Annotated in this window: 15 protein-coding genes; 10 read left to right on the top strand and 5 right to left on the bottom strand. The window is 70.2% G+C overall.

What is annotated here, in order from left to right:
* Positions 1–868 precede the first annotated feature (868 nt).
* On the top strand, positions 869–2,065 hold the full coding sequence (locus ACIQPT_RS07245) for a pyridoxal phosphate-dependent aminotransferase (protein ID WP_401153471.1): 1,197 nt from the start codon (positions 869–871) through the stop codon (positions 2,063–2,065).
* Here ACIQPT_RS07245 and ACIQPT_RS07240 read toward each other — a convergent pair.
* Positions 2,001–4,244, bottom strand: coding sequence for an MMPL family transporter (locus ACIQPT_RS07240; protein ID WP_401153470.1), 2,244 nt, complete (start codon positions 4,242–4,244; stop codon positions 2,001–2,003). The genes ACIQPT_RS07245 and ACIQPT_RS07240 overlap by 65 nt on opposite strands.
* A 122-nt stretch (positions 4,245–4,366) precedes the next feature.
* Here ACIQPT_RS07240 and ACIQPT_RS07235 point away from each other — a divergent pair, with 122 nt between their 5' ends.
* Both ACIQPT_RS07235 and ACIQPT_RS07230 read left to right on the top strand, forming a co-directional pair.
* Positions 4,367–5,077: a response regulator transcription factor gene (locus ACIQPT_RS07235; RefSeq protein WP_401153561.1), complete on the top strand. Its 711-nt coding sequence runs from the start codon at positions 4,367–4,369 to the stop codon at positions 5,075–5,077.
* Complete coding sequence (locus ACIQPT_RS07230) at positions 5,074–6,555, top strand: sensor histidine kinase (RefSeq protein WP_401153469.1); 1,482 nt, start codon at positions 5,074–5,076, stop codon at positions 6,553–6,555. Before ACIQPT_RS07235 ends, ACIQPT_RS07230 begins: the two co-directional genes overlap by 4 nt.
* A 146-nt stretch (positions 6,556–6,701) precedes the next feature.
* On the opposite strand, the gene ACIQPT_RS07225 is transcribed toward ACIQPT_RS07230, so the two are convergent.
* Together ACIQPT_RS07225 and clpB are read right to left on the bottom strand one after the other, a co-directional pair.
* Positions 6,702–7,247, bottom strand: coding sequence for a YbjN domain-containing protein (locus ACIQPT_RS07225; RefSeq protein ID WP_401153468.1), 546 nt, complete (start codon positions 7,245–7,247; stop codon positions 6,702–6,704).
* A 158-nt stretch (positions 7,248–7,405) separates the two neighbouring features.
* Positions 7,406–9,991 carry an ATP-dependent chaperone ClpB gene (gene clpB, locus ACIQPT_RS07220; protein ID WP_401153466.1) on the bottom strand — a complete coding sequence of 862 codons (2,586 nt, stop codon included), beginning with the start codon at positions 9,989–9,991 and terminating at the stop codon, positions 7,406–7,408.
* 146 nt (positions 9,992–10,137) lie between these two features.
* On the opposite strand from clpB, the gene ACIQPT_RS07215 reads away from it, so the two are divergent.
* A complete protein-coding gene (locus ACIQPT_RS07215) occupies positions 10,138–10,539 on the top strand; it encodes a pyridoxamine 5'-phosphate oxidase family protein (RefSeq protein ID WP_401153465.1) in 402 nt (133 codons plus the stop codon).
* 123 nt (positions 10,540–10,662) lie between these two features.
* On the opposite strand, the gene ACIQPT_RS07210 is transcribed toward ACIQPT_RS07215, so the two are convergent.
* Complete coding sequence (locus tag ACIQPT_RS07210; RefSeq protein WP_003967571.1) at positions 10,663–10,983, bottom strand: hypothetical protein; 321 nt, start codon at positions 10,981–10,983, stop codon at positions 10,663–10,665.
* A 427-nt stretch (positions 10,984–11,410) separates the two neighbouring features.
* On the opposite strand from ACIQPT_RS07210, the gene ACIQPT_RS07205 reads away from it, so the two are divergent.
* The 6 genes from ACIQPT_RS07205 (at position 11,411) to ACIQPT_RS07180 (ending at position 16,826) form a co-directional block, all read left to right on the top strand.
* Positions 11,411–12,424 carry a helix-turn-helix transcriptional regulator gene (locus ACIQPT_RS07205; protein ID WP_401153463.1) on the top strand — a complete coding sequence of 338 codons (1,014 nt, stop codon included), beginning with the start codon at positions 11,411–11,413 and terminating at the stop codon, positions 12,422–12,424.
* 142 nt (positions 12,425–12,566) lie between these two features.
* Positions 12,567–13,574, top strand: coding sequence for a LuxR C-terminal-related transcriptional regulator (locus ACIQPT_RS07200; RefSeq protein WP_401153461.1), 1,008 nt, complete (start codon positions 12,567–12,569; stop codon positions 13,572–13,574).
* Positions 13,575–13,658: 84 nt separating this feature from the next.
* The gene (locus ACIQPT_RS07195) at positions 13,659–14,654 is read left to right on the top strand and encodes a LuxR C-terminal-related transcriptional regulator (protein ID WP_401153460.1); all 996 of its coding nucleotides are present in this window, start codon (positions 13,659–13,661) and stop codon (positions 14,652–14,654) included.
* Between the two features lie 246 nt (positions 14,655–14,900).
* Positions 14,901–15,743: a helix-turn-helix transcriptional regulator gene (locus ACIQPT_RS07190; protein ID WP_401153458.1), complete on the top strand. Its 843-nt coding sequence runs from the start codon at positions 14,901–14,903 to the stop codon at positions 15,741–15,743.
* An 86-nt stretch (positions 15,744–15,829) separates the two neighbouring features.
* Positions 15,830–16,228, top strand: coding sequence for a hypothetical protein (locus ACIQPT_RS07185; protein ID WP_401153457.1), 399 nt, complete (start codon positions 15,830–15,832; stop codon positions 16,226–16,228).
* A gap of 73 nt (positions 16,229–16,301) precedes the next feature.
* A complete protein-coding gene (locus ACIQPT_RS07180; RefSeq protein ID WP_401153455.1) occupies positions 16,302–16,826 on the top strand; it encodes a hypothetical protein in 525 nt (174 codons plus the stop codon).
* Positions 16,827–16,956: 130 nt separating this feature from the next.
* Here ACIQPT_RS07180 and ACIQPT_RS07175 read toward each other — a convergent pair whose 3' ends face one another.
* Positions 16,957–17,409, bottom strand: coding sequence for a heat shock protein transcriptional repressor HspR (locus ACIQPT_RS07175; protein WP_007452885.1), 453 nt, complete (start codon positions 17,407–17,409; stop codon positions 16,957–16,959).

Raw genomic sequence — 17,409 nt, 5'->3', positions numbered from 1 at the left:
CGCGTCGCTCAACGAAAAGGCGTCCGAAGGGAGTTCACCCTCCGGACGCCCGGTATCGGGTCACTGTGGGTGACGGTGCCCCTCGACGGCCGGGTCAGTCACCGCCGCCCCCGCCACAGCCGCCACCCCCTCCCCCGCACGCATGTCCACCGGAACGTCCGCTCCCCCCGGAGCGTCGACTCCCGCCGGAAGAACGCGTGCCTCCACTGCCGGGAGGACGCGTGCCTCCACCGCCGGAAGCAGACGTGCCTCCACCGCCGGCATTCCGGCCGCTACCGCGCACCATCCCCCACACGAGCCACGCGGCGCCCACCAACGGCGCCCCCAGCAGCAGCACCGTCAGGACGATCTCCATTGCCGTCACCCGCCTTTCTCTCCCCCGAAGCGAGGTCCCCCGACGCTTCCCGTTGCCCGGTCAGCTGCCACCTCCGCCACAGCCGCCCCCGCCACCGCCTCCGCACGACGAGCCGCCGCCACAGGAGTGGCCGCCCGAATGCCCGCCCGAATGCCCGCCGGAGTCACCGGATCCGCTGCTTCCGCAGGACGTTCCGGAATCGGTGCCGCCCGCCCACCAGCCGGCGCCGGCGCCACCGGCCGAGGCCCCGCTCGCGGAACGCCGGCGTCCGGAGCGCGACGCGGACGACCCGCTCCCGCCACCGGTCGCCCGCAGAACGGCCACCAGCCCTCCGACGACGACCACAGCGATCACCACGACGATGAAGCCGACCATGCCGCTCACCCACCTTTCTTCCCCCGAAGCGAGGTCCCCCGTCGCTTCCCCGTTGTTGTGTGACAGGGGCATGCCCTCGCCCTCGGGGCGTCAAAGCGGACTTGAGCAACTCCAGAGCTTCGGCACAGGATGACGCCCATGACACAGGGACGAGCGACCCAGGGAAACCCGGAGCAGGGACGACCGCTGCTCAACCGCCGCCTCGCCGCGTTCGGCACGACGATCTTCGCCGAGATGTCCGCGCTGGCCGTGCGGACCGGTTCCATCAACCTCGGCCAGGGCTTCCCCGACACCGACGGCCCCGAGGAGATCCGGGAGGCGGCGGTCCGGGCGCTGCGCGCCGGCCACGGCAACCAGTACCCGCCGGGCCCCGGCGTCCCGGAACTCCGTAACGCCGTCGCCGCCCACCAGGAACGCTTCTACGGCCTGACCTGGTCCCCGGAGACGGAGGTCCTGGTGACCACCGGCGCCACCGAGGCGATCGCCGCCTCGCTGCTCGCCCTCCTCGAACCGGGCGACGAGGTCATCGCGTTCGAGCCGTACTACGACTCGTACGCCGCCTGCATCGCGATGGCGGGCGCCGAGCGCGTACCGCTCACCCTGCGCGCCCCGGACTTCCGCCCGGACCTCGACGAACTGCGCACCCTGATCACCCCGCGCACCCGCCTGCTGCTCCTGAACACCCCGCACAACCCGACCGGCACGGTCCTCACCCCCGACGAACTGGCCGGGATCGCGGCCCTCGCGGTGGAGCACGATCTGCTGGTCGTCACCGACGAGGTGTACGAACACCTGGTCTTCACGGGGGCGCACCACCCGATCGCCGCGCTCCCCGGGATGCGCGAGCGCACGGTGTCGATCTCCTCGTCGGGCAAGACGTTCTCGTACACCGGATGGAAGATCGGCTGGGTCACCGGGGACGCGCCCCTGGTGGCGGCCGTGCGCGCGGCGAAGCAGTATCTGACCTTCGTCAGCGGGGGCCCGTTCCAGTACGCGATCGCCGAGGCGCTCGCCCTGCCCGACGCCTTCTTCACCGACTTCCGCGAGGACATGCGCCGCAAGCGCGACCTGCTGGCGAAGGGCCTGCGCACCGCGGGCTTCCGGGTGTACGAGCCGGAGGGGACGTACTTCATCACCACCGACATCACCCCGTTCGGCGACGAGGACGCGTACGCCTTCTGCCGCGCCCTGCCGGAGCGCTGCGGGGTGGCGGCGGTGCCCAACTCGGTCTTCTACGACGATCCGGAGGCGGGGCGCAGCCAGGTCCGCTTCACCTTCTGCAAGAAGGACGATGTGCTGGAGGAGGCGGTGGAGCGGCTGGGACGGCTGGGCTGAGCACGGCAGATGGGTCGGACGGTGCCTCGTCCCGCAGGGGCGACGGCTCCACCCGCAGGAGACGGGCCGCACCGGCCGGCAGCCACCAGTTCCACTTGCCCGTCATCGCGACGACGGCCGGGACGAGCAGCCCCCGGATCAGCGTGGCGTCGATGATGATGCCGAGCGCGATGCCGGAGGCGAAGATCGAGACGTCCAGTTCACCTCCGGAGGCCATGGAGGCGAAGGAGCAGAAAAGGATCAGCGCGGCGCAGGTCACCAGGCGTCCGGTCCGTCCGATGCCCCGCACGACGGCCTCCCGGGTGGATCCGGTGCGGTCGTACTCCTCCCGCATCCGGGCCAGGATGAACACCTCGTAGTCCATGGACAGTCCGTACAGGAAGGCGAAGATCGTCACCGGCACGAACGTTCCGATGGAGCCGTCCGGCTTGATGCCGAGCAGAGCCTCGGTGCCCCAGCCCCACTGCCACAGGATGACCATCGCGCCGAGGACCGCGCCGAGCGACAGCAGGTTCAGCACGATGGCCTTCAGCGGCAGGATCAGCGAGCGGAAGGCGCGCGCCAGCATCACGAAGGTGACCAGCGAGAGCACCGCCAGCATCCACGGGAACGCCGTGTAGGTGACGTCCACGTAGTCGATCTGCTGGGTGACGTTGCCGCCGACGAGCGTTCCGTCGGGCACCGCGCCGATGACCCGCGCGATGGTGTCCTCCCCGGCCGCCGAGCCGCCCTCGTGCCGCGGCAGCACCGTGATGACGGCAGAGCCGTCCGCCCGCCAGGCTTCCGACTCCGGCGCGGCCACCGCGTACACCCCGTCCGTGGAGCGCAGGGTGTCGGCCACCTCCGCCGGGTCGGCGCCCCCGGGGACGTACACGTCGAACGAGGTGAGCGTGCCGGAGGGCACCCCCGCGTCCGTCAGCGCGGTCAGCCCCTCCCGGCCGGGGCCCGATTCGGCGAGCCGGTCCGTGGTGGGCACCGACAGGTTGAGCCCCAGCGCGGTGACCGACAGGACGACCAGCACACCGCCGGCGAGCACCGCGGTCAGCCGGCGGAACCGGATCACACGTTCGGCGACGGCGGTCCAGAACCGCCCGGCGGATGCCTCGCGCTCCAGGCCGGGCCGCTCCCGGCCGGCCTCCCGCCGCTTCGCCATCCGGCGACCGGACGAACTCAGCAGCAGGGGCAGCAGGGTCAGCGAGACCAGGGCGCCGGCCGCGGTCACCATCATGCCTCCGACGCCCAGGCTGCGGAGCAGCGGAATCGGCAGCAGCACCATGGTGACCAGGCCGATGGCGACCGCGCCGGCCGAGAACACGATCGCGTGCCCGGAGGTGGCCATGGCCCGCCGCACCGCGTCGTCCCCGTGGTGGCCCTTGGCCTCCTCCTCCCGCCAGCGCGTCACCAGGATCAGCGCATAGTCGATGGCGATCCCGATCCCGAAGAGCGGCAGCATGATCACCGTCGTCTCGTGCACCGCGATGAAGGGGCTCGCCGCGAGCAGCCCGAGGAACGAGATCGGTACGGCGACCAGCGCGGTCAGCAACGGCACGAAGGCCAGCGCGGACCGGAACACGTAGAGCAGGACCAGGATCGCCGCACCGATGGTGACGATCAGCTTCACGGGCACATTGAGCCCGCCCTGGTCCGCCCCGGTGGCCAGGGCGTCGAGGCCGGTGACCCGGACCTCGGAGCCCGGCGGGAGCTCCGCCCGCATCGCCTCCGAAATCAGCGGACCGAGCTCAGGAGCCTCGCCGAGCGCGCTGCCCGGCAGACCGCCCTGTTCCACGGGTCCGCCGAAGACCAGACCGAAGGTGGTCCGGCCGTCCTCACCGAGAAACGCCTCGTCGCCGGTGTCGGCGTACGAGACCACCCGGGCGTCCACCTTCTCGGCGGCGTCCGCGAAGGCCCGCCCGAGCGCCTGTGTCGTCTCGGGGCTGTCGGCCCGCTGCCCCTCGGGGAGGGTGACGACGGGTACGAACGGCCGCTCGTAGCCACCGTTCCCGTACGTTTCCGTGATCTTCTGGTTTGCCTGGTAGCCGGCCAGCCCCGGGTAGGCGTTGCGCTCGTCCATGTTCGGGATCAGCAGGGCGATGGCTCCGCCTCCGGCGAGCAGCAGCAGGATGACGATCATCCGTACGAGCCGCTTCCGCCCGAGGACGAAGCTGCAGAGTTTGTCCATGCATCCAGATCACCAGAGAGATCTTCCAGGCCCCATGGAGCGTTCTTGGAGAACTCTGTCAATGCCGGAACACCCCTTGGAACAGCGCCGCAGCGGGCGACACTTGGCGGGTGAAGTCAACGATGCTGCGTGTTCTGGTCGTCGACGACGAGAGCTATCTCGCCGATCTCGTCGCCACCGCTCTGCGCTACGAGGGATTCGAGACCGAGGTGGCCGGCACCGGAGGAGCCGCTATCGCCCAGGTCGAAACGTTCCGGCCCCATCTCATCGTGATGGACGTGATGCTCCCGGACGGCTCGGGCATCGACACCACCCGCAGGCTGCGCGGTTCGGGGTGTCTGGCCCCGGTCGTCTTCCTCACCGCCCGCGACGCGACCGAGGACAAGATCGCCGGCCTGACCGTCGGCGGCGACGACTACGTCACCAAGCCCTTCAGCCTGGAAGAACTGATCGCCCGGATCCGCGCGGTACTGCGCCGCACCGCGCACCCCGCGGAGCACGCCAAGGTCACCTTCGCCGACCTGGAGATCGACGACGACGCGCACGAGGTCCGCCGGCACGGGGTGCCGGTGGACCTGACGCCCACCGAGTTCAAGCTGCTCCGGTACCTGGTGGCGCACGCCGGCCGGGTGCTGTCGAAGCGTCAGATCCTGGACCACGTCTGGGAGTACGACTTCGGCGGCAGCGACGCCGTGGTGCAGACGTACATCTCCTACCTGCGCCGCAAGATCGACGTCTTCGAACCGTCGCTGATCCAGACCGTGCCGAGGATCGGTTACGTCGTCCGGATCGCCGACGACGGCACCCGGGCCGGGGGCGGCGAGGACCGATGAGCCTGCGCACCCGGCTGGTCCTGGTCCTCGGCGGGCTCCTCGCCCTCGGCATGGCCCTGTCGGTGGGCGCCACCTTCGGCGCCCTCCAGGACTGGCGCAACGACCAGAGCAACGAGGTCCTGGAGGCGGTGTCCGGGCAGCTGCGCGCGGACCTCGCGACCGGACCGGACGAAGGGCGGCTCTCGCTGCCCCGGGAACAGGACCAGCTGACCGGCGTATGGCGGGCGGCGACGCGGAAGGGCGACATCCCGTCCTTCTTCCAGATCCGCTCGCAGGACGGCCGGGTGCGCCGGACGGCGGACTTCGGCGCCCGGCCCGATCTGCCCGCCGCCCTGCCCGCCGCCATGTGGCCGGACGGGTCGGGCACGAACGGCACAGCGGGCGGTGTGTTCCACCGGGTTTCCTCGTCCGACGGCACGGACTGGCTGCTGCACAGCTCCCGCCTCCCCGACGGCATCCTGCTCGTCGCCATGGAGACGGCGGGGGCGGACGAACTGATCCACCGCACCGCCGTCGTCGCCGCCACCTCGGCGGCCGCGGCACTGCTCGCGGTGACGCTGCTGTCCTGGCGCGCGGTACGACGCGGGTTGCGCCCGCTGGAGGCGATGGCCACCACCGCGGCCGCGATCGGCGGCGGGGACCTGGCCCGCAGGGTCCCCGCGGTCGATCCGCGCACCGAGGTCGGCCGCCTGGGCGGCGCCCTCAACGCGATGCTCGGGCAGATCGAGTCGGCATTCGCCGAACGCACCCGCTCCGAGGACCGGCTGCGGCGCTTCGTCGCGGACGCGTCCCACGAGCTGCGGACCCCGGTCGCGACCATCCGCGGCTACGCCGAGCTGTTCCGCCGGGGCGCGGCGGCCCGCCCGGACGACCTGGCGCAGGCAATGACCCGGATCGAGTCCGAGGCACGGCGGATGGGCACCCTGGTCGAGGAGCTGCTCCTGCTGGCCAGACTGGACCAGGGCCTGCCGGTGACCCGCGCCCCGGTCGACGTCGGGGCACTGGCCGCCGAGGCCGTGGACGACGCGCGGGTGCTCGCGCCCGGCCGTCCGCTCCTGCTGGAGTCGGCCGCGCGCGGCCCGGTCCTGGTGCCTGGGGACGCGGACCGGCTGCGGCAGGTGCTGGCCAACCTGCTGTCCAACATCCGCCACCACACCCCGGACGGCACCGAGGCATGGGTACGGGTGGCGGCCCGGGACGGGTCGGCGGTGATCGAGGTGACCGACCACGGCCCCGGTCTCACCGAGGAACAGGCCCAACGCGTCTTCGAACGCTTCTACCGGGCCGACCAGTCGCGGACCCGGGCGCATCTGCCGGCCGGCGGCCGCGACGAGGGCTCCGGCCTCGGGCTGGCGATCGTCGCCGCCGTCGTCGAGGCGCACGGCGGCCGTGTGGAGGTCGTCCGCTCCCCCGACGCGGGAGCGGGCGGGGTGACCTTCCGGGTCAGCCTGCCGTTGGACGGCGGCGGCAACCGATGACCTCCGGCCCGGGCAGTGGCGTCCCCGTGACAACCTCCCCCTGAACGGCCGTACGAGGCACAGGGCACAGGGCACGAGAAAGACCCGGCCCGGGCAGTGGCGAACATGGCCACCGCCCGAACCGGGCCTCTGTAGGAACCGTGGCGTCAGGCGCCCGCGGGCTCCTCGCCGTCCTTCTTGCCCTCGGCCGGCTCGAGGCCGAGGCGCTCGATGAGCCACTTGTCGAACTCGATCGAGGCGCGCACCCAGCTCACCGTCGAGGAGACGAAGTGCTCCAGGCTGACGCCGGTGCCGATGAGCATCTGCGCCTCACCGATCAGCCGGACGGAACCCGCCTCGCCCTCCTCGCCCTCGTGGGCGTGGGTGTAGACCTTGGGCCACAGGGTGCGGCGGTTCCAGTCGTCGATGGCGTCCAGGAGGACGGGACGCTGGTCGAGCGCGTGGGGGCGGTCGTAGAACGTACGGACCGAGAAGACCTGCTGCTCGTCCTCGCCCCGGAACATGAAGTACGTCCGGAACTCTTCCCACGGCGCCGCGAGGTCGCCCTCGTCGTCGACGACGTACTTCAGCTCCATCTGGTCCAGGAGCTGCTTGACGAGGTCCTGGTCAGGGACGACGGGGCCCTCCGGTCCTGCCGCCTGCGGTTCGGGCTGGCCCCCGAAATTAGGAATCGAGGACGGATCGATGCTCACCGTTATTTCCCTTCGTGCGGTTGCGGCCATCCTCTCCCATGGCGGGCGGGGCATGGCAAGCCCCGGCGGTCCCGATCCGCCACAAGCTGACAGACAGCGGGTGAGGACGGGATCCGCCGGGCTTTCGTCGACAGCCTGCGACGGCCGGTGACCAGCGGTTACGAGGCGGGGCCGACGATCAGCCCGTCCTCGGCCCGGTCCACCCGTACGGTGTCACCGTCGCGGACCTCGCCGGAGAGGATCTCCTTGGCGAGCCGGTCGCCGATCGCCGTCTGGATGAGCCGGCGCAGCGGCCGCGCCCCGTACGCCGGATCGTTGCCCTCCTCGGCGAGCCAGGCCAGCGCCTCGGGCGAGACCTCCAGGGTGAGCCGGCGGTCGGCCAGCCGGGCCGCCAGCCGGTCGATCTGGAGCCCGGCGATGTGGGCGAGCTCGTCGCCGGACAGGGCGGAGAAGACCACCAGGTCGTCGAGCCGGTTGATGAACTCCGGCTTGAACGAGGCCCGCACCACGTCCAGCACCTGCTTCTTCTTCTCCTCGGGCTTGACCAGCGGGTCCATGAGGAACTGGGAGCCGAGGTTGGAGGTGAGGATGAGGATGGTGTTGCGGAAGTCGACCGTGCGGCCCTGGCCGTCGGTGAGCCGGCCGTCGTCGAGGACCTGGAGCAGGATGTCGAAGACCTCGGGGTGGGCCTTCTCGACCTCGTCCAGGAGCACGACGCTGTACGGGCGGCGGCGGACGGCCTCGGTGAGCTGGCCGCCCTCCTCGTACCCGACGTAACCGGGCGGGGCCCCGACGAGGCGGGCGACGCTGTGCTTCTCGCCGTACTCGCTCATGTCGATGCGGATCATGGCCCGTTCGTCGTCGAACAGGAAGTCCGCGAGCGCCTTGGCCAGCTCGGTCTTGCCGACGCCGGTGGGCCCGAGGAAGAGGAACGACCCGGTGGGCCGATCGGGATCCGCGATCCCGGCGCGCGTACGGCGTACGGCGTCGGAGACCGCCTGCACGGCCTCGCTCTGCCCGATCAGCCGCTTGCCGAGCTCGCCCTCCATCCGCAGCAGCTTCTGCGTCTCGCCCTCCAGCAGCCGTCCGGCCGGGATGCCGGTCCAGGCGCCGACGACGTCCGCGATGTCGTCGGGCCCGACCTCCTCCTTGACCATGGTGTCCTTGGAGGCCTCCTGCTCGGCCTCGGCGGCCTCCTCCAACTCCCGCTCCAGGCCCGGGATCTCCCCGTACAGCAGCTTGGACGCGGCGTCGAAGTCGCCGTCGCGTTGCGCTCGTTCGGCCTGGCCGCGCAGGTCGTCGAGGCGCTCCTTGAGCTCACCGACCCGGTTGAGGCCCTGCTTCTCCTTCTCCCAGCGGGCGTTGAGGCCGCGCAGCTCCTCCTCCCGGTCGGCGAGGTCGCGGCGCAGCTTCTCCAGACGCTGCTTGGAGGCGGGGTCGGACTCGTTCTTGAGGGCCAGCTCCTCCATGCGCAACCGGTCGACGGAGCGCTGGAGTTCGTCGATCTCCAGCGGAGACGAGTCGATCTCCATCCTCAGCCGGGAGGCGGCCTCGTCGACCAGGTCGATGGCCTTGTCGGGGAGGAAGCGGGAAGTGATGTAACGGTCGGAGAGGGTGGCGGCGGCCACCAGCGCCGAGTCCGCGATCTGCACCTTGTGGTGGGCCTCGTAACGGCCCTTGAGACCGCGCAGGATGGCGATGGTGTCCTCGACGGACGGCTCGGCGACCAGCACCTGCTGGAAGCGCCGCTCCAGGGCGGGGTCCTTCTCGATGCGCTCGCGGTACTCGTCGAGCGTCGTCGCCCCGACCATGCGCAGCTCGCCGCGGGCCAGCATCGGCTTGAGCATGTTGCCCGCGTCCATGGCGGAGTCGCCGCCCGCGCCCGCGCCGACGACGGTGTGCAGCTCGTCGATGAACGTGATGATCCGGCCGTCGCTCTCCTTGATCTCGGAGAGGACGGTCTTCAGCCGCTCCTCGAACTCCCCGCGGTACTTCGCCCCCGCCACCATGGCGCCGAGGTCCAAGGACACCAGCCGCTTGTTCTTCAGACTCTCGGGAACGTCACCCTTGACGATGCGCTGGGCGAGCCCCTCGACGACGGCGGTCTTGCCGACGCCGGGCTCACCGATGAGAACGGGGTTGTTCTTCGTCCGGCGCGACAGCACCTGCACGACGCGGCGGATCTCCTGGTCGCGGCCGATGACCGGGTCCAGCTTGCCCTCGCGCGCGGCGGCCGTGAAGTCGGTGCCGAACTTCTCCAGGGCCTTGTACTGGCCCTCCGGGTCGGGTGTGGTCACCCGGCGCCCTCCCCTGCTCGTCTCGAATGCGGCCAGCAGCTTCCTGGCCCCGGCGCCCTGCCCGTCGAGGATCTCACCGGCACGGCCGCCCTTGGCCGCGATGCCGATCAGCAGGTGCTCGGTGGAGATGTAGTCGTCGCCCAGCTCCTTCGCCCGCTGGGCGGCGTCCTGGATGACGGCGAGCAGCTCACGGTTGGGCTGCGGCGGGGCCACGGTGGAACCGGTGACACTCGGCAGCGTCCCGAGCAGCCGCTCGGTCTCACCCCGTACGGCTGCCTGGTCGGCCTCGACGGCGGCGAGCAGATCGATGACATTCTCGTTGTCCTGCCCCTCCAGCAGCGCGAGAAGCAGATGCCCCGGGGTGAGATCGGGGTGCCCGTCCTTCACGGCCCTGCTGGTGGCCGCGTTGATGGCGTCCCGGCTCTTGTTGGTCAGCTCGGCGTCCACGTGTGGTTACTCCTCCTCGCAGCTGTTGGATCGTGCGTCAGCCCTGCATTGACTTAATCAACGTACACAAAGTTGAGTCTAATCCACTCAAGGCGCTATGCGCACGCGCTGCGGGCCCGGGACGACCCTGCTCGTACGCTGCCTCCATGGCAGACGTACACGATCCCGCTCCGGCCTACGTCGCGTTCTGGCGCGAGAGCCACCTGTCCACCTTGACGACTCCCCGCCCGGACGGCACGCCGCACGTGGTGCCGGTGTGCGTGACGTACGACCCGGAGGCCGGGGTGGCGCGCGTGATCACCGACGGGGGCAGCCGCAAGGTCGCCCACATCCGCGCGGCCGGCCCCGACGGGGCACGCGTGGCCGTCTGCCAGATCGACCGGGCCCGCTGGGCGACCCTGGAGGGCCGCGCGGTCATCCGCACCGAACCGGAGGCCGTCGCGGACGCGGAGGCCCGCCACGAGGAGCGCTACGGCCGCGCACCGCGGATCAATCCGACCCGGGTCGTCATCGAGATCACCCTCGACCGGGCGCTCGGCAAGGCCTGACGCACAGCTCCCCGGACGCCGCCCCCGTACGGGAACAGCACAACGGCGCCACCGTGTTCAGGTCACGGTGGCGCCGCTGTGTGGGGGAAGCGCCGGAGCGATAGGTGACGACGGGGGAATCGCTCAGGCACTGCGGGGGGTGGCGGAAAGGGGTTCTGCGTCGAACAGCTCGTGGTCCCGCTGATCGAGATTGACGAAGATCATGCCGTACCTGACGGCACAGCGGACCGGCTGCGGCGCACCGCGGGGCCGACGGAGGCAGCGATAGGCGCGGACGTCCTCGTCCTCTTCCATCACCACGACGATCGGCTCTCCGAACAGGGTGACCATCAACGAGTCGCCACGGCGGGGGAGGGCCGTGAGCAGATCGATGAAATGCCACCCTGAGCGATAGGCGGTTGCCATCTCGCGCCGGAAGGTGCGGTCGTCCGGCGGGGTGCTCATGCGACCGTAGGGGCCGGGGCGGACCAGGCGATGTCACCCTCGCGGGGCGACGTCAACCAGGCGATGTCACTCGGTGCCGCTGCCGGTACGAACCAGGCGATGTCCCCCGGTACGGCTGCTTCCTCGGTTCCCCAGGCGATGTCCCCGGGCGCAGCCATCACCTCGACACCCCAGGCAATGTCCCCGGGAACGGGTACCGCCTCGGCACTCGAAGCTATTCCGCTGCTGCCCAGCGCACCCACGGCCACGGCTGCGATGAACGAGGCGGCAAGCGCCGAGCGAAGCATTCGCTTGTACATAGTCGGCTTCGTCCTCACTTGTGGATTCTTCTCCCCCGCACCTACGACGATGTCTCACCTGGGCACGCGAACACCACTGAGTCGATGCATCATGTTCCTGAATGTTCAGGAACATGGGGGGTGGAGATATGCCTACAAGCGACACAAAGCCGACACATCCTCACGGGATAACCGAACTATGTGCGGTGGGGGGCCACCTCTATGCCAGCGCGCTGCGTTCCGGACGCATCGCACGCGCGGAAGTCGCACCAGCACCTTGCCTGATGGAGTTCGCTCTCCTCCACCCCGATCCCGACGATCCGGAATGGCTCCGGCCCGTGCCGCCGTCCGCCGCCCTGGCACAACATCTGCACCCCATAGAACGCGAGATACAGGAACGGCGACGGCACTCGGTCGAACTGACCGAATCCTTCGAGCCTTTCATGGACATCAGCGCCCAGGATCCACCGACCACCCATGCCATTACGGTGCTGGAAGGCGTCAACCGGATCAACGCCGCCCTCGATCTCGCCACGGCGGAGTGCCGCACCGAGGTTCTCACCGTGCAGCCCGGGGGCGGCCGCAGCGAGGACCGGCTCAGCGAGGCACTCGAACGCGGCATGTCCGTGGTGGACCGCGGCGTCAGCATCCGTACGCTCTATCAGCACACCGTGCGCCACAGTCCCGGCACCCTCGCATACGCCGAGCGCATGGCGGACACACACGTGGAGATCCGGACCCTCGAAGAACTCATCGAACGCCTGATCATCTTCGATCGCACCGTCGCCTTCATCCCCGCGCAGGACGACCGTCAAGTCGCCCTGGAACTCCGCCATCCGGGGCTCGTCGAGTACCTGGTGAAAGTCTTCGAACAACTCTGGACCCGCGCCGCCCCGCTCATGGAAGAGGTCAAGTACGACCCGACACCCCAGGGCATCAGCGGTGTCCAGCGCTCCATCGCCCAACTCCTGGTGGACGGCCACGTCGACGACTCCATCGCCCGCCGGCTCGGCATGAACGTCCGCACCTGTCGCGCGCACGTGGCCAAGCTCTCCGCCGCCCTGGGCAGCACCAGCCGGGCCCAACTCGGCTACCTGATCGCCCGGTCGGGAATCCTCGACGCGAACTCCTCACCGACCCTTCCGCCCCAGATCCGGGCGTGACCGCGCAGCGGGGGAGCGCGCGGCCACGCCCGTAGGTACACCGAGGGGGTTCCCGGCTCCCTCGACACATACAGAATCCCCCCAACTACTACGGTGGCACCACCGTCCACTTGTTGCACTGCACAAAGCAGGGGGGTACTAAATGACTACAGATGAAGCCGAAATACCCCATCCACACGCGAATACCGAGGTATGCGAGCCCGCGTTACGCCTGTACCGCGAAGCCCTTCGCACGGGGCGGGTGCCACGATCCGCGCTCAGCGCCGTACCCTGCCTCATCGATCTGGCCCTGCTGCACCCCGATCCGTGGGACGACCGGTGGATGCGCCCCGTACCGCCGTCCGCCGCCCTGGCCCACCTGCTGCAGCCCGTGTCCCGGGAGATCGACGAGCGGCTGCGCCTCGCGGCCTCCCTGAGTCAGGCGCTCCTGCCCCTGACCGCCGTCGCCAACGACGACCCCAATCTGGCGATCACGGTGCTGGAGGGGATCGCCACCATCCAGGCGTCCATCAAGGAAGCCACCGCGACCTCGACCGACGAGATCCTCACGGCACAGCCCGGCAGCAACCGCCCTTCCAGCACGTTGCGAGCGTCTCTGGCCAACGCCCATACGGCCATCCAGCGCGGGGTCCGGATCCGGCACATCTACCAGCACCCGGCCCGGTACAGCAGCTCCGTCAGGGACTACCTGTCCCGGATCCCGGCCCAACACCTCCAGGTACGCACCACCGAGCTCACCGTCGAGCGGCTGATCATCATCGACCGGTCCGTCGCCTACATCCCCGCCTCGGCCGACCGCGGCACCGCGCTACGGATCAGGCATCCGGCACTGGTCGCCTACCTCATCCAGGTCTACGAAGTCCTGTGGGCGCAGGCCGTCCCGCTGGCCGAGAACCACCACACGGCCGTACCCGATGTCCCGGTCACCGCCGTGCAACTCGGCATCGCCCGGCTCCTCACCGAAGGCCATGTCGACGACGTCGTGGCCCGCAAGATGGGCATCAGCGTCCGCACCTGCCGCGCGCACATCGCCAAACTCATGCAGACCCTCGGCGCCACCAGCCGCACCCACCTCGGCGCCCTCCTCATCGAGTCCGGCATCGTGGAAACGACGCCCGCCGAGCGCCCGTCCCGCCTCGGTACCGAGTAGCCGCTCCGGCAGAGCCCCGGCACGCCCGGACTCCAGGGTCTAGCCTCGATCGAGGGTGTAGCAGACCGGGGGAGAAGACGGCAGATGTGCACGACGACGGACGCGGACAGAACGAACGACGTCCACGGGCTTGTCCACGGGCTCTGCGATCCGGCCATGAAGCTCTACACAACAGCACTGCGACAAGGCCGCATTCTGCGCACGGAACTCGCCGAGGCTCCGTGCCTCGTCCACCGAGCACTCGTACGCGCCGACCCGGGCGACGAAGCGTGGATGATCCCCCTCCCGGCGTCAGCCGCACTCACGCGACTGCTCAAGCCGTTCGCCGCCGACGTCTTCGAGCGCCTCTCCGCCACCGCGGAGCTCGTCGACGCCCTGGTGCCGCTCACCTCGGTCTCCACCCACCCCCCGAATCCGGCCATCACCGTCATCGAAGGGCAAGAACGCATCGTCGCGGCACTGCGAGAGGCTTCCCGTACCGCCCATGACGAAGTCCTCACCGCACAGCCGGGCGGCAATCGCATGGTGAGCAACCTGCGCCAGGGCCTGGAGAACGCCCAAGCCGTCATCGCCGGCGGCGGCCGCATGCGCCACCTCTACCAGCACCCGGTGCGCTACAGCAGGCGATTCGCCGAATACCTGGACCAACTGCCCCCGGGGCACCTGGAAGTACGCACCATGGAGCAGGCGATCGACCGCCTGATCGTCTTCGACCGGAAGGTCGCGTACATTCCCGCCGCCCCCGGCCTCGAATCCGCCCTGGAGATCCACCACCCCGCACTGGTCCGCTATCTGGTCCACGTCTACGAAGTCCTCTGGGCCCAGGCGACCCCGTACACCGACCCCCTCCCGACCACGGCCCCCGGCACCCCCGTCACCACCGTCCAGCGCAGCATCGCCCGGCTCCTCACCGAAGGCCATGTCGACGACGTCGTGGCCCGCAAGATGGGCATCAGCGTCCGCACCTGCCGCGCCCACATCGCCAAACTCATGCAGACCCTCGGCGCCACCAGCCGCACCCACCTCGGCGCCCTCCTCATCGAATCGGGCATCATCGAAGCCAACTCACACGGACTCTGACGCGCAGGCAGCTGGAGGGGTGGCATGCACACAGGGGCGGAATTCCGGGTACCGAAACCGCTTCACCCCTCTCCTCCCACTCACCCCTCCCATGCCCCTCATGCCCCTGAAGAGCTCTGCGAGCAAGGGATGCGGCTCTACTCCGCAGCGCTCCAAAGCGGCGACATCTCACTCCAGAGCCTCATCGGTGCGCCCTGTCTCGTCGCTCTCGGACTGCTCCGCCCCGACCCTCACGATGCCGACAGAATGCTCCCCACGCCGACGCCTGCCACCCTCACGGCACTGCTCGGTTCGCTGGCGCGCGATGTGTCCGAGCAACTGGCCTCCTCGAACTCCATGATCAACACGCTGACGTCGCTCACCTCGATCACCTTCCCTGCCCTCGACACCGCCATCACCAGGCTTGAGGGGAAGCCCGCGATCCAGGCCTCCGTCGAGGAGTCGGCCCTGGCTGCCGAGCGGCACATCCTGACCCTGCACCCGGGCAGCAAACGCCCCGACGAAATGCTGGAACAGGCGCGGGCGAGAGCGATAGAGCCCCTCCGGCGCGGCGTGGCCATGCGTCACCTCTACCAGCACTCCGCGCGCTACAACCCGAACCTGAAGCGGTACGTGGACCGACTGCCGCACGGGAACCTGCGGATCCGCACCATGGAGCAGACCGCTGAGCGGATGTTCATCTTCGACCAGGCCGCCTACATCTCGATCTCACCTCAACGCGACGTCGCCCTTCGCATCACACACCCAGCCCTCGTCCGCTACCTCACTCATGTCTACGACGTCCTGTGGGCCGGAGCCACTCCCTTCGGTGACCCCCTCCCGACCACGGCCCCCGGCACCCCCGTCACCGCCGTGCAGCGCAGCATCGCCCGCCTCCTCACCGAAGGCCACGTCGACGACGTCGTCGCCCGCAAGATGGGCATCAGCGTCCGCACCTGCCGCGCCCACATCGCCAAACTCATGCAGACCCTCGGCGCCACCAGCCGCACCCACCTCGGCGCCCTCCTCGCCCGCTCCGGGATCGCGGAGGCCGGCCGCGACGCGAGCACGGACCGAAGGGCCGCGCACGGGAGGGGCGACGGGTCCTGATGGTGCACTGCAGCAAGTTGGGGGTGGCCGGCTCGTCGCCCGAAGGGCATGGTGGTGGCCACCGGGCGTCATCCTCAGGGGGAACCGTGATCCAGGCCGTCCTGGCAACCGACGGCGTGGCCTTCCACCGGACGATCCGGAAGACGCTCCAGGCGACCGGTCACGTGACCCTCGCCCCCTGGCACCCGCCGGACTCCCTCCTGCCGTGCGTCGCGGCGCACCGCCCGGACGTGATCCTGCTGGACGCCCGCTCCGGACGGGCCGAGCCGCTGCGCAACCAGCTGTACGTCCTCCGCGAGTTGGCGCTCCATCAGGCGTTCGCCGTCTTCGTCTCGCCGGGCGACCGGGTCACCGCCGAGGTGGCCCACCGCAACGGCGCGGCGGCTGTCCTCACCGCCGGGGAGGACGGCGGCCACCTCATGCGTACCGTCATGCTCGTGGCCGAGGGAGGCGGCCGGGCTCCCCTCCCCGCCGTCGCCTCCTGAGAGGATCCCGTACGTCAGTCCTGACCGACCTGACGACGAACTCTCCGCGCGACCGAAGGACCACGAAGCCCAGATGACCGACACCACACCCATACCCGCCGCCGTCGAGGACGACCACCACGGGGACATCCTGGTCGAACTCACCGGCGAGCACGGCGAGATGCTCGTCGTGAGCGGGGAGAGAATCCCCCGCGTCGTCCTCACCCGCGCCCCCGGCGCCGAGGTCGACGACCACATCCTCATCGGCACCCGCGACCCCCGCCACCTCACGCTCACCGTGGACGGCCGCGAGGCGACGATCGCGCCCGGGAAGGGGAAGCTCCGCCGCCGCTCCTACCGGGTCGACGTCCGCCGCGCGGGTACGTCCTACCGGCTCGTGCCCGACTCGATCCCGAGCAGCCGGCTGACCCGGAACGGCAAGCACATCGGGGACTTCTCCTCGGACGGCGACCGGCGGGTGATCGCCGAGTGGCGGGACGGGGCCGCGGTCGAGCCGGCCGACGCGGCGGTCGGCTACGCGCTGGCCGCCGCGTTCGGCACCGGCGGCCAGCCGATGTGGATGATGGCGGTCGACGCGATCAGCACCGCCCTGCCGTAGGAACCGGACGGGCACGGCCCATGCGAAGGGGCCGGGAGAGCGGATGAACGCTCTCCCGGCCCCGTGACACGAAGGCAGGCTCCAAGTTCTAAGCTCCAAGCCGGCCCCGTAACGCGAAAGCAGGCTCCCGCTAGTCCGTCGGCCGCTTCGGCTTCGGCCGCCAGACCACCAGCGCGCTGGTCTGCTGCACGTCCTGGTACGGCACCAGGTCCCGGCGGTACGAGGCGTGCACCTGGGCCTCGCGCTGCTGCATGGCGACCGCCGCACCGTCCACCGCCGCCGAGAGCTCGGCGACGCGCTGCTGGAGCGCGGCCACCTGGTTCTCCAGCTCGATGATCCGCTTGATGCCCGCGAGGTTGATGCCCTCGTCCTGCGACAACTGCTGCACGGTGCGCAGCAGCTCGATGTCGCGGGCCGAGTAGCGTCGGCCGCGCCCGGCCGTACGGTCCGGGGAGACCAGGCCGAGACGGTCGTACTGGCGCAGCGTCTGCGGATGGAGACCCGAGAGCTGGGCCGCGATCGAGATCACGTACACCGGGGTCTCATCGGTCAGCTGGTACGGATTGCGTCGACGGCCGTCCAT

Source organism: Streptomyces sp. NPDC091289 (assembly GCF_044757365.1).
Classification (GTDB): domain Bacteria; phylum Actinomycetota; class Actinomycetes; order Streptomycetales; family Streptomycetaceae; genus Streptomyces.
This window is presented reverse-complemented; position numbering and strand designations above follow the sequence as displayed.

Excerpts from the sequence above, each read along its gene's own strand:
- ACIQPT_RS07205 (WP_401153463.1), top strand. The coding sequence starts at position 11,411 with ATGCCTACAAGCGACACAAAGCCGACACATCCTCACGGGATAACCGAA.
- ACIQPT_RS07190 (WP_401153458.1), top strand. The coding sequence starts at position 14,901 with ATGCTCCCCACGCCGACGCCTGCCACCCTCACGGCACTGCTCGGTTCG.
- ACIQPT_RS07215 (WP_401153465.1), top strand. The coding sequence starts at position 10,138 with ATGGCAGACGTACACGATCCCGCTCCGGCCTACGTCGCGTTCTGGCGC.
- ACIQPT_RS07230 (WP_401153469.1), top strand. The coding sequence starts at position 5,074 with ATGAGCCTGCGCACCCGGCTGGTCCTGGTCCTCGGCGGGCTCCTCGCC.
- ACIQPT_RS07245 (WP_401153471.1), top strand. The coding sequence starts at position 869 with ATGACACAGGGACGAGCGACCCAGGGAAACCCGGAGCAGGGACGACCG.
- ACIQPT_RS07235 (WP_401153561.1), top strand. The coding sequence starts at position 4,367 with ATGCTGCGTGTTCTGGTCGTCGACGACGAGAGCTATCTCGCCGATCTC.
- ACIQPT_RS07200 (WP_401153461.1), top strand. The coding sequence starts at position 12,567 with ATGACTACAGATGAAGCCGAAATACCCCATCCACACGCGAATACCGAG.
- ACIQPT_RS07240 (WP_401153470.1), bottom strand. The coding sequence starts at position 4,244 with ATGGACAAACTCTGCAGCTTCGTCCTCGGGCGGAAGCGGCTCGTACGG.
- ACIQPT_RS07180 (WP_401153455.1), top strand. The coding sequence starts at position 16,302 with ATGACCGACACCACACCCATACCCGCCGCCGTCGAGGACGACCACCAC.
- ACIQPT_RS07175 (WP_007452885.1), bottom strand. The coding sequence starts at position 17,409 with ATGGACGGCCGTCGACGCAATCCGTACCAGCTGACCGATGAGACCCCG.
- ACIQPT_RS07195 (WP_401153460.1), top strand. The coding sequence starts at position 13,659 with ATGTGCACGACGACGGACGCGGACAGAACGAACGACGTCCACGGGCTT.
- ACIQPT_RS07210 (WP_003967571.1), bottom strand. The coding sequence starts at position 10,983 with ATGAGCACCCCGCCGGACGACCGCACCTTCCGGCGCGAGATGGCAACC.